This window comes from Streptomyces olivaceoviridis (assembly GCF_014650115.1).
GTDB classification, from domain to species: Bacteria; Actinomycetota; Actinomycetes; order Streptomycetales; family Streptomycetaceae; genus Streptomyces; species Streptomyces olivaceoviridis.
Map to the genome: position 1 here is coordinate 51,921 of NZ_BMUI01000035.1, position 10,871 is coordinate 62,791.

Below are 10,871 nucleotides of genomic sequence, written 5' to 3' on the forward strand. Positions count from 1 at the left end.
CGCGCCGGCTCCTAAAGGGGCGGCACCCGGGAAGCGGTTCTTCCGGGTGCCGCCCTACCCTTGTGACCCATGTCCTCGGCGCCCTTCACCTACGAGCCGGTCGGCGCGACCCGCGACGATCTCACCTTCTGCCCGCCCGGCTTCCACCCCATGCTGGTCCGCACCCGCCTCGGCGAGGGCCAGGAGGTGTTCCAGCGAGCCGCCGAGGCGGTCCTGACCTGGGAGATGCACCGCGCGCTGGGCGTCGGCATAGACGCCGGCGCCGACCGCGCCGCCCCCGGAACCGACGTCACCGTCACCCTGGCCGGCGTCATCAAGGCCCCCTGCCGCATCATATGGACGGCCGAGGAACACCGCCGGGCCGGCTGGGCCTACGGCACTCTCGAAGGCCACCCCGAGTGCGGCGAGGAGGCCTTCGTGGTCGACCGCACCGGCGACGGCACGGTCTGGCTGACGGTGGCGGCCTTCAGCAAGGCCGCCAAGTGGTACGCCCGCGCGGGCGGCCCGGCGACCCGCGGACTGCAACACGCGTACGCGCGACGCTGCGGGGCGGTACTGCGGAGGCTGAGCGGGGGGCTGCCCGAGGCATGACCGTTCACGAAGGTCGAGATCCGGTCGTCCTGCTGACCGGACCGCCGCTCCGCGTTGCGATCCAGAACGCGGCGGTGTGATGATCCGGCCGTGAACGATCACGGGGGCGACGCCGGATCGCCGGCGAAAATGCCGAGGTCACTGCTGTACGACTATATGAATCCGGTCGCCGCGGACCAGCGGCACACAACCGCACCGGAGGCGGCCGAAGGCGTCGGTTTGCCCGAGCGTGACGCAACGCGGACCGAGGCCGCTGAGCGCGGGCGGCACGAGTTCGCGGTCTTGCTGGGTGAGTTCCGGCGTACGGCCGTGCTGGTCCCCCTCGACCCGGAGACCGGCAGTCCTCTGACAGCCGATTTCAGCGGTGTGCGCTGGTTCTACGCCTTCTCGAACGAGGGGGCGTTGGCGCGTTTCGCCTTCGCGCGGGGTGAGGGTGACCGGGAGTGGCCGTATCAGCGGTGGCTGGGGGCGCGTCTGCTGGACGCGGCGGTTCCGGCGGCCGGGGTGCCGTGCGGGGTGGCGCTGGACTGCGCGGACGGGGAGGACGGCATGGTCTTTCCCCCGGTGCGCGGGATCGTGCCGGACGAGGTGGCGGTGGACGCCTGCGAGGTCGCGGTGAACGAGGGGGAGGGACGGTGACCGGGGGCGGCGGCAAGGATCTGGCGACGCAGGGGCTCGGCCTGATCGCCAAGGGCCTGACCGAGGCCCTGGGGGAGCTGAGGGAACTCGGCATGGTCGGCGAGGCCGGTGCCGGGCGTGGCTTCTCCGACATCGCCCTGTCCGGACTGGAGCTGGGCCACGAGGGCCTCACGGACGAGTTCACGTCGTTCTGCGAACGCTGGGAGTGGGGCGTGCGGTCGCTGATCGACGAGGGCAACGGCTTCGCCGCGAGGACGGGCCTGGCGGCGGGCACCTACTACGAGACCGACCAGTACGTGGAGGGCACCTTCAAGATCGTCACCAACGCGGCCGTCGGCAATCCGTACGCCTCCGAGGAGGACGTGGAGAAGACGGGCTGGGGTGACATCGCCTCCTCCGGCGCGTACGGCGGGGACGTGGACTACAGCAAGGAGTCCTTCGAGCAGGCATGGGACACCAGCAAGCAGGGCTGGAAGGACGCCACCCGCGATGTGCTGACCTCCCGCACCCTGGGACCGGTGCCCGGGGTGAACCCCGAGAACCTGCACAGCGCGCTGGGCATGTCCGACGAGCGGTACGACCGGCTGGTGGACGACGTCTCCGGGCCCTCGCCCGAGGCACGCGCCCAGGCCGCCGAGCAGCAGCACGGTGAGGGCTGATGGGGGTCTTCGGTGACATCGGCGACGGCCTGAACAGCGCCCTGGGCTACGGCGAACACCTCTACGACAAGGGCAAGGAGAAGCTCGGCGAGGCGGTCGACTACGGCACCGACAAGCTGGGCGGGGCACTGGACTACGTCGGCGCCCACGACTGGGCCGACACCGTGGAGGACTGGGGCGACGGGATCGCCTCCGACCTCGGGGCGACCCCGGGTGAGCAGCAGCTCGGCCAGAGCGAGGAGGCCAACGAACTCGTCCACGGAAACCCGGGCAAGATCCGTGGGAGCGCCAAGCACCTGCGGGACTTCCACGGCGCGTTCGACAAGGTCGGCCAGGGACTGAAGAAGGTCGACTCCTCCGGCTGGCAGGGCGAGGGCGGCGACGCCTTCCGGGAGAAGTTCGCCGTGCACCCCGCCAAGTGGGCCCAGGCGGCCGAGGCGTGCGGTACGGCGGCGACCGCGCTGGAGTCGTACGCCGACACCGTCAAGTGGGCACAAGAACAGGCCAAGGAGGCCGTCGAGCTCTACAAGAAGGGTGTGAAGGCGTCCAAGGACGCGGTGGAGGCGTACGACAAGAAGGCCGACGCCTACAACGCCAAGATCAAGGCCGAGGAGGACCCCGGCCCCGAACCGGAGCCCTTCCACGACCCGGGCAAGGCCGACATCCAGGCCGCACACGCCAAGCTCGCCGAAGCCCGCACACAGCGCAACACCGCCGCCTCGGAGGCCCAGGGCAAGGTCAAGGCCGCCCTGACCCACGCCCCCGCCGAACCCCCGCCCCTGAACCGCCTCAAGAACGACTTCACCGACCAAGCACTCTCCACCGGCATCGAACTCACCCACTTCGCCGGCGGCGTGGCCAAAGGCACCGCCGGCCTGGTCAACTTCGCGCGCGGCCTGAACCCCGCCGACCCCTACAACCTCACCCACCCCGCCGCCTACCTGCAGAACGTCAGCATGACGCTCTCCGGCCTGACCTCCACCGCCGCCCACCCCGAACGCACCGCGAAGACCATGTGGGACGAAGCCCGCAAGGACCCCTCCGAGTTCGGCGGACGCCTGCTGCCCGAGGTGATCGGCACGAAGGGCACGGGACTGGCCCGGGGAGGACTGCGGCTCGGGCTGAAGAAGGGCGCGGAGGAAGTCGCGGAGCAGGGAGTGCGCAAGGGTGCCCGGAACGCTGTCGAGGAGGGCGCGGAGGATGTCTCCCGACGCCCGGTCGACAAGGTCTGCGAGAAGGACCCCGTCGACGTCGCTACCGGCCGCATGCTGCTCCCGCAGATCGACGTCGCACTCCCCGGCACACTGTCCCTTGTCGTCAAGCGCCAGTTCGAATCGTCGTACCGGCTCGGTGGCTGGTTCGGTCCAACCTGGTCCTCCACGCTCGACCAGCGCCTGGAGATCGACCCACAGGGCGTCGTCTACGTCGGCGAGGACGGCCTGGCACTCGCCTACCCGCACCCGGCCCCGGGCCTGCCCACCCTGCCCACCCACGGCCCCCGCCTCCCCCTGGACCGCGTGGACGACGGCTACACCCTCACCGACCCCGAGACGGGTCAAGTACGGCACTTCGCCGACCGCTCCGAGAGCCTGGCCGTACTCGAACAGATCGACGACCGCAACGGCAACTGGATCACCTTCGAGTACGACATCACCGGAGCACCCAGCACGCTCACCCACAGCGGCGGTTATCGCCTGCTGGTATCGACCGCCAACGGTCGTGTCACCGCGCTGCGCCTGGCGGGCGCGGCAGCGGACGGCAACGGCCGGGAACTGATCCGTTACGACTACGCCGACGGCCACCTCACCGAGGTCGTCACACCCCCCGGCCACCCCACCCGCTTCGAGTACGACGAGCGGGGTCGCATCACCTCGTGGTCCGACACGAACGACAGTCACTTCACCTACGACTACGACGACGAGGACCGCTGCACCCATCAGTCCGGCGCCGCCGGACACCTGGCCTCGGCCTTCACCTACGCGCCAGCGGATCCCGGCACCGGTGAGCACACCACGACCGTCACCGATTCACACGGCCACACCACCCACTACCTGATCAATCGCCGGTGCCAGGTCATCGCCGAGACCAACGCTATGGGCGCCACCACCCGTTACACCCACGACCGTTACAACCGCCTGCTGTCCGCGACGGACCCACTGGGCCACACGACGACGTTCGAGTACGACGCCGCCGGCAACCTCACGCGGGTTGTCCGCCCGGACGGCCGCGAGGCACGGGCGGAGTACAACGACCTCGGCCTGCCGGTGAAGGTCGTGAACCCGGACGGCACGGTGATCCGCCAGACCTACGACGAGCGAGGCAACCGCACGTCGGTCACGGACCCGGCGGGCCAGACGACCCGGTTCACACACGACGAGGCCGGCCATCTGACGTCGGTGACGGATGCCCTGGGTCACACGACGACGGTCGTCTGCGACCGCTCCGGTCTACCGGTGGGCACAGCGGATCCGCTGGGGGCAGTGACCCGCTATGAACGAGACGCGCTCGGCCACCCGACCACCATCACGGACCCTGCCGGCGCCACGACACGGCTGGAATGGTCCACGAAAGGGCACCTGACCCGTCGCACGGCCCCGGACGGCACGACGGAGACGTGGACGTACGACGGCGAGGGAAACCGCACGAGCCACACGGACCCGCTCGGCGGGGTCAGCCGCTACGAGTACACCCACTTCGACCTGCTGACGGCCCGCACGGGCCCGGACGGCGTCCGCTACGAATTCGACCACGACACGGAACTACGCCTGACGAAGGTCACGAACCCGCAGGGCCTCACTTGGACGTACGAGTACGACGCGGCCGGCCGCCTGGTGGCGGAGACGGACTTCGACGACCGCACGCTGACGTACGAGTACGATCCGGCGGGCCGCCTGGTCGCGCGGCGCAACGCCCTCGGCCAGGAGGTGACCTTCGAGCGGAACGAACTCGGCCAAGTGCTGCGAAAGAACGTGGCAGGCCGGGTCACGACGTACGCCTACGATCTCACCGACCAACTCGCCCAGGCGGTGGGCCCGGACGGCACAACACTGATCTTGCTGCGAGACCGCCACGGCCGCCTGCACTCCGAGAGTGTCAACGGCCGCACGGTGGCCTATACCTACGACGCCTTGGGCCGCCGCACGGGCCGCACCACCCCGACCGGGGCCAGGACGACATGGTCGTACGACCCGGCAGGCCGTCGTACAAGCATGGTGGCGTCGGGCCGGCCGATCGACTTCACGTATGACGAGGCGGGCCGCGAGCTGACCCGCCACATAGGCGCCACGGTCACCCTGAATCACACTTTCGACGTCAGGGGCCGCCTCACGAGTCAGTCGGTAACCGGCGTCGGGGGCCACAGACTCCAGTACCGGACGTACGCCTACCGCGCCGACGGCAACCTGATCGGCATGGACGACCACCTGTCCGGCACCCGCCGCTTCGACCTCGACGCGGCCGGCCGGGTGACGGCAGTACACGCGGCCGGCTGGACGGAGCGGTACACGTACGACGAGGCGGGCAACCAGACCCAGGCGTCATGGCAGTCGGCCCACCCGGGCCAAGAGGCGACTGGGCCGCGCAGCTACATGGGCACCCGCATCACCCGAGCCGGCAACGTCCGTTACGAACACGACGCACTGGGCCGCATCACCCTCCGCCAGAGGACCCGCCTGTCCCGCAAACCCGACACCTGGCGCTACGAATGGGATGCCGAGGACCAACTGACAGCGGTGGTGACCCCGGACGGCACGCGCTGGCGCTACACCTACGACCCCCTGGGCCGCCGCACGGCGAAGCTCCGATTGGCCGAGGACGGCGAAACGGTGGTGGAGCGGGTGGACTTCACCTGGGACGGCACAACCCTCTGCGAACAGACGACGACGTCCGCCGACCTCCCCCACCCGGTCACCCTCACCTGGGACCACCAGGGCCTGCGCCCGCTCTCCCAGACGGAACGCATCACCGCGGCCAACGCTCCACAGCAGGAAATCGACTCCCGCTTCTTCGCCATCGTCACCGACCTGGTCGGCACCCCGAGCGAACTGATCGACGAACAGGGCGACATCGCCTGGCGCACCCGCAGCACCCTGTGGGGAACAACGGCATGGTCGGCGAACAGCAGCACCTACACCCCCTTACGCTTCCCGGGCCAGTACTACGACCCGGAAACCGGCCTCCACTACAACTACTTCCGGCACTACGACCCCGAAACGGCCCGGTATCTCACACCGGACCCCCTCGGACTCGCGCCCGCACCCAACCCGGCCACGTACGTGCACAACCCGCACAGCTGGACCGATTCGCTGGGCCTCGCGCCTGACGCCTGCCGTAAGTTGGGATTGTCACCGGCCGCGCAACGAGCCATTGAAAAATTCGAAAACATAAGGAAGGACCCACTTGGCGATGTGAACTCGCAACCGAATCACAACCACTATGACGCGGCCAGGCGAGAGGCAAGCGGCGAAGTAGTCGCCCGGAAAGCTGACGGAACACCGTTCGATCACATCGCGGAATTGAAACAGGCGCGGGACGGCTTGGACAGGGCACGGAGAGTTCTGGAACGTGAGATTGAGGGCCCTCCGGAAACGCTGACTGACCGGGGAGTCGAGGTCTTGATCGCCAAGCGCAAGGAGGTAATCGGAGAGCTTGACCGTCTCAACGGATTCCTGCATTCGATCGGACATCGCTAGGCTACTGGAATGGAGGAGATCATGCTCTCGGAGTTGATTGACAAAAGCAGGTCGATCGAGGAACTGGAGGGGGATCGATGGCCCGATCCTCCGGGGGACAGCACGACCTTGGTGCGCAGCGTTCACGATTTGAGGAGGCGAGCCATCAAAGATCTCGACGTGGAGGGACTACGTCGGCTGATCGCGCAAGATGTCGGCCTTCATTGGCTCCTTCCCGTTGCTCTGGACTTCCTGCGCGAAACGGCGCCGCAGGAAGCGGCAGGCGGCTGGTACGACGACGACTTGCTTTCGGCGGCATTGACGCGAAAGGAGTCAGTATGGAGGAATGCACCGGAACTCGCACGTCACCTTGATGACACAGTGCGCATGCTCACCGACCTCTCGCCTTACGTTCAGAGGGAGGTGGAAGAATTCCGAGCCACTCTGTCGGACGTGCTGTGAGCGCTTACGCATTATCCGCGCCTGAGCAGCCGCTTCAGGTCCGTCACCACACTGCCTTGTCCGCGTAGGTCTCCCGTGCACGGGCCAGGAACCCTGACGGAGGCCGGTGCCAGGTCGCCCACATCCGCGTCCCGCCCCCGGCTCCCTGGAGGGAGGCAGGACGGGAAGCGGAGTGCTCACCGGTAGCAGAGGGCCTGTCCTGCCGCGTCGTTCCTCACCGCAACACCATCCCCGCCCCCTCCACCACCTCCCCCGACGGCACCGTCACCAGGCCGAGTTCCGCGGCGGAGGACAGCAGGGGGTGGGTGGGGAGGATGCGGACCGTGTAGCCGTAGGGGCCGGTGCGGTCCAGGGAGAGGGGGCCCTCGTAGAGGAGGCGGCCCTCCAGGTCGGGGGTGCCGGCCGGCTTCAGGGGGACCACCGTGGCGTCCGTGATGCGGTCCTCCGCGTCCACCCGCCCGGACACCGCCTGCACCTCCACGTCGTCCGGGCCCAGTTCACCCAGGCCGACCCGCACCCGCAGGCCCACCGTGCCGCCCAGTTCCGCCGTGGCCGTCGTCGCCGTCGTCTCGACGTGGTCGACGCTCACCCCCGGCCAGGCGGCCCGCACCCGCGCCTTCCACTCGGCGAGGTCCCGGGCCGTGTCGGGAGTCAGCGCGCGGTGCGCCCGCGCGGCGGGGGCGTAGAGCCGGTCGACGTACTCCCGGACCATGCGGCCGGCCAGCACCTTCGGGCCGAGCAGGGACAGGGTCTGGCGGACCATCTCGATCCAGCGGTCGGGCAGACCGGCGCGCCCGCGCTCGTAGAAGCGGGGCGTGATCCGCTGCTCCAGCAGGTCGTACAGAGCGGCGGCCTCGATGTCGTCCCGCCGGTCGGGGTCGGTGCCGGAGCCGTCCGCGGTCGGGATGGCCCAGCCGAAGTCCGGCTGGAACCACTCGTCCCACCAGCCGTCCAGGACCGAGAGGTTGAGGCAGCCGTTCAGCGCCGCCTTCATGCCGGAGGTGCCGCAGGCCTCCAGGGGGCGCAGCGGGTTGTTCAGCCAGATGTCGCAGCCCGGGTAGAGCTTCTGCGCCATCGCCATGCCGTAGTCGGGGAGGAAGACGATCCGGTGGCGGACCCGCGGGTCGTCGGCGAAGCGGACCAGCTCCTGCACCAGGCGTTTGCCGCCGTCGTCCGCCGGGTGCGCCTTGCCCGCGACCACGATCTGCACCGGGCGCTCCGGGTGCAGCAGCAGCTCCATCAGGCGGTCGCGGTCGCGGAGCATCAGCGTCAGGCGTTTGTACGACGGGACGCGGCGCGCGAAGCCGATCGTCAGGACGTCCGGGTCCAGCACCCCGTCGATCCAGCCCAACTCGGCATTCCCCGCGCCCCGTTGCCGCCACGACGCCCGCAGCCGCTCCCGTACCTCCAGCACCAGCTGCTCGCGCAGGGTGCGGCGCAGCTCGAAGATCTCCTGGTCCGGGATGTCCGCGACCGCGTCCCAGCGCTCGGAGCGGCCGACGCTCAGCGCGTCCTCGGCCCGCTGGACGCCGATCTGCCGGACGCCGAGCCGCAGCACCTCCGGCGCCACCCAGGTCGGCGCGTGCACTCCGTTGGTCACGGAGGTGATCGGCACCTCCTCGGCGTCGAATCCCGGCCACAGTCCGGCGAACATGTTCCGGCTGACCTGCCCGTGCAGCAGCGACACCCCGTTGGCCCGCTGGGCCAGCCGCAGCCCCATCACGGCCATGTTGAACAGGTTCGGCTCGCCGCCCGGGTAGGTCTCCATGCCCAGCGCCAGGACGCGCTGCACCTCGATGCCGGGCAGTTCGGCGTCCGGTCCGAAGTGCCGGCCCACCAGCTCCCGGTCGAAGCGGTCGATGCCGGCCGGGACGGGGGTGTGCGTGGTGAACACCGTTCCGCCCCGCACGGCCTCCAGGGCCGAGTCGAAGTCCAGCTCGTCGGCGCACAGTTCGGCGATCCGCTCCAGGCCGAGGAAGCCCGCGTGCCCCTCGTTGGTGTGGAACACCTCCGGCTCCGGGTGCCCGGTGAGCCGGCAGTACGTCCGTACGGCCCGCACACCTCCTATGCCGAGCAGCATCTCCTGGAGCAGCCGGTGCTCGCTGCCGCCGCCGTAGAGCCGGTCGGTCACCCCGCGTTCGCCGAGCTCGTTCTCCTCCACGTCCGAGTCGAGCAGCAGCAGCGGCACCCGGCCCACCTGCGCGAGCCAGATCCGGGCGCGCAGCGCCTTGCCGCCGGGCAGCGCGAGGGAGACCTGCGCCGGGGTGCCGTCGGCCTCCTTCAGCTGGGTGAGCGGCAGTTCGTTCGGGTCGAGCACCGGGTAGTGCTCCTGCTGCCAGCCGTCCCGGGAGAGGGTCTGCCGGAAGTACCCGTGCCGGTACAGCAGCCCCACCCCGATCAGCGGCACCCCGAGGTCGCTGGCCGCCTTCAGGTGGTCGCCGGCGAGGATGCCGAGGCCGCCGGAGTACTGCGGGAGCGCGGCCGTGATGCCGAACTCGGGCGAGAAGTAGGCGACGGCGGCGGGCAGGCCGTCGGCCTGTTCCTGGTACCAGCGGTCGCCGGTGAGGTAGTCGTCGAGGTCGTCGGCGGCGGCGGTGAGGCGGCGCAGGAACCGCCGGTCCCCGGCCAGCTCGGCCAGCCTGGCCGGCCGTACGCTGCCGAGCAGCCGCACCGGGTCGCCGCCGGCCCCGGCCCAGCCCTCGGGGCTGACGGACTGGAACAGGTCGCGCGTTTCGGCGTGCCAGGACCAGCGCAGATTCCGCGCCAGGTCGCTCAGGGGCCGCAGGGGGTCGGGGAGTACGGGACGGACGGTGAACCGACGGATCGCCTTCACATGCCACCTCGACGCGTCGCGGGGTGAGACGCACGGCGTTGTACGTCTCGTCGTCTTCGACGGTAGTGGTTACCGCGCGGTCGGTGGGGACGTACCCGTCGGGGGTGTCGGGGCGTCAAGACCCGGTCTGCGGGCACTCGGAAAGAGGGGCCGGTCTTGTGGGTGGACGTACGCGTGAGTAGTTAACAAAGTGCCGGATTGCCCACCCGAACCGGGTGGGAAGGCTCCTCCGGTACGCACCCCACAGCAGCACCACAGCACCACAGCACCTCCGCAGGACCCACCTCCCCATATCCATCCGCCACACCCTCGTTGAAGCGGACAGGAGCGGTCATGCCCGCCACGCACCACTCGTCAGCACCCCCGACAAGCAGCAAGGCCAAGGCACCAGGCAAGAAGGCGACGGGCGGGAAGGGCGCGGCGCCGGCCGGCGCGGCCGGTCCGTCCGCCGCCACCGCCCGGGAACGGTCCTCCCCGGACGCGGCCACCGCCGTGGGCCGTATCCCCGTCCTCGACGTACGTCCCGTGGTCCAGCGCGGACGCCGGCCCGCCAAGGCCGTGACCGGGGAGTCCTTCGAGGTGTCGGCCACCGTGTTCCGGGAGGGCCACGACGCCGTCGCGGCGAACGTGGTGCTGCGGGACCCGGCGGGCCGGCCCGGCCCCTGGACGCCGATGCGGGAACTCGCCCCGGGCACCGACCGCTGGGGTGCCACGGTCACCGCGGGCGAACCCGGCCACTGGACCTACACGGTGGAGGCCTGGTCGGACCCGCTCGCCACCTGGCGGCACCACGCCCGGATCAAGATCCCGGCGGGCATCGACACCGAGCTGGTCCTGACCGAGGGCGCGCAGTTGTACGAGCGTGCGGCCGGCGGGGTCCCGGAGGACGGGCGTCAGGTCGTCCTGGACGCGGCGGCGGCCCTGCGGGACGAGAACCGCCCGGCGGCCTGGCGTCTGGCGGCGGCGCTGTCCCCGGAGGTGGAGTCGGTCCTCGCCCGGTTCCCGCTGCGGGAGTTG

At 70.2% G+C, this 10,871-nt stretch carries 7 protein-coding genes; 6 read left to right on the plus strand and 1 reads right to left on the minus strand.

Annotated elements, in window-relative coordinates; genetic code table 11:
* Positions 1 to 69 precede the first annotated feature (69 nt).
* The 5 genes from IE273_RS37790 to IE273_RS37810 all read left to right on the plus strand — a co-directional run bounded on the left by IE273_RS37790 (position 70) and on the right by IE273_RS37810 (position 7,021).
* Positions 70 to 591 (plus strand): DUF1990 domain-containing protein, encoded by a 522-nt coding sequence (locus tag IE273_RS37790; protein WP_189819649.1) that lies wholly within the window; start codon positions 70 to 72, stop codon positions 589 to 591.
* Between the two features lie 129 nt (positions 592 to 720).
* Positions 721 to 1,230, plus strand: a complete 510-nt coding sequence (locus IE273_RS37795) for a hypothetical protein (protein ID WP_373309464.1) — start codon at positions 721 to 723, stop codon at positions 1,228 to 1,230.
* Positions 1,227 to 1,889: a hypothetical protein gene (locus IE273_RS37800; protein WP_189819650.1), complete on the plus strand. Its 663-nt coding sequence runs from the start codon at positions 1,227 to 1,229 to the stop codon at positions 1,887 to 1,889. The genes IE273_RS37795 and IE273_RS37800 overlap by 4 nt, the downstream gene beginning before the upstream one ends.
* A complete protein-coding gene (locus IE273_RS37805) occupies positions 1,889 to 6,580 on the plus strand; it encodes a putative T7SS-secreted protein (RefSeq protein ID WP_189819651.1) in 4,692 nt (1,563 codons plus the stop codon). The genes IE273_RS37800 and IE273_RS37805 overlap by 1 nt, the downstream gene beginning before the upstream one ends.
* Positions 6,581 to 6,589: 9 nt before the next feature.
* Positions 6,590 to 7,021: a contact-dependent growth inhibition system immunity protein gene (locus IE273_RS37810; protein ID WP_229887943.1), complete on the plus strand. Its 432-nt coding sequence runs from the start codon at positions 6,590 to 6,592 to the stop codon at positions 7,019 to 7,021.
* Between the two features lie 214 nt (positions 7,022 to 7,235).
* On the opposite strand, the gene IE273_RS37815 is transcribed toward IE273_RS37810, so the two are convergent.
* On the minus strand, positions 7,236 to 9,854 hold the full coding sequence (locus IE273_RS37815) for a glycosyltransferase family 1 protein (protein ID WP_189819652.1): 2,619 nt from the start codon (positions 9,852 to 9,854) through the stop codon (positions 7,236 to 7,238).
* A gap of 333 nt (positions 9,855 to 10,187) precedes the next feature.
* On the opposite strand from IE273_RS37815, the gene IE273_RS37820 reads away from it, so the two are divergent.
* Positions 10,188 to 10,871 (plus strand): maltotransferase domain-containing protein (locus tag IE273_RS37820; RefSeq protein ID WP_189819653.1); only part of this gene is annotated, 684 nt, incomplete at its 3' end.

Bases quoted from the DNA above. Each gene is read 5' to 3' on its own strand.
- IE273_RS37790 (WP_189819649.1), top strand. From the start codon at position 70: ATGTCCTCGGCGCCCTTCACCTACGAGCCGGTCGGCGCGACCCGCGAC.
- IE273_RS37795 (WP_373309464.1), top strand. From the start codon at position 721: ATGCCGAGGTCACTGCTGTACGACTATATGAATCCGGTCGCCGCGGAC.
- IE273_RS37805 (WP_189819651.1), top strand. From the start codon at position 1,889: ATGGGGGTCTTCGGTGACATCGGCGACGGCCTGAACAGCGCCCTGGGC.
- IE273_RS37810 (WP_229887943.1), top strand. From the start codon at position 6,590: ATGGAGGAGATCATGCTCTCGGAGTTGATTGACAAAAGCAGGTCGATC.